Genomic DNA, 675 nt, shown 5'->3' on the forward strand with positions numbered 1-675 from the left:
GAGTCCCCGACGCCCTCCCCCTAAACCGTTTTGGCGATAGCTCCGCCATCCCATATGCTTCTCACGTCCCCGACGCGCTGAGAAGCGCCCAGGCGGGCCGATAGCCCTCATCGTCTAGCGGCCTAGGACGCCGCCCTTTCAAGGCGGTAGCACGGGTTCGAATCCCGTTGGGGGCACGCACCACCCTGTGCGACACTGTCGTACAACACGCTTGGTCCTGTGGAGCAGTTTGGAGTGCTCGCCACCCTGTCAAGGTGGAGGCCGCGGGTTCAAATCCCGTCAGGACCGCTGAGGTTTCACGTGAAACCTCGTGGCTGGGTAGCTCAGTTGGTACGAGCGTCCGCCTGAAAAGCGGAAGGTCGCCGGTTCGACCCCGGCCCCAGCCACAACCGCCCTCACCAGGGCTTGAGCCCCTCTCCATCGCTAGTGGAGAGGGGCTCTTTTGTGCCGTCTACGCCAACGGCTGCCTCGACCAGCGACCCGTGGCCTCAGGTGAGCGGCCTCAGCGGAAGGTCGCCGGTTCGACCCCGGCCCCAGCCCTGGCCCCATCGGAAACCCAGGTCCGGAGAGGCGCGTGACCCGGCCGAACCGCCGGAGACAAAAGCGTTAGCCATGAAAATCCGCGGGATGAGATCCTGGATCGCGTATGTCTACGCACCCCGCCCCCGCCCTCGG

3 tRNA genes are annotated in these 675 nt (G+C 65.6%); all 3 read left to right on the forward strand.

The window, feature by feature from the left end:
- Positions 1–103: 103 nt before the first annotated feature.
- The 3 genes from CA983_RS44630 to CA983_RS44640 all read left to right on the forward strand — a co-directional run bounded on the left by CA983_RS44630 (position 104) and on the right by CA983_RS44640 (position 386).
- Positions 104–176: transfer RNA gene (locus CA983_RS44630), tRNA-Glu, on the forward strand.
- A 37-nt stretch (positions 177–213) separates the two neighbouring features.
- Positions 214–288 (forward strand) — tRNA-Asp (locus CA983_RS44635).
- A gap of 24 nt (positions 289–312) precedes the next feature.
- Positions 313–386 (forward strand) — tRNA-Phe (locus tag CA983_RS44640).
- Positions 387–675: the final 289 nt, after the last annotated feature.

The sequence above is a fragment of the Streptomyces swartbergensis genome (assembly GCF_002148965.1).
Classification (GTDB): Bacteria; Actinomycetota; Actinomycetes; order Streptomycetales; family Streptomycetaceae; genus Streptomyces; species Streptomyces swartbergensis.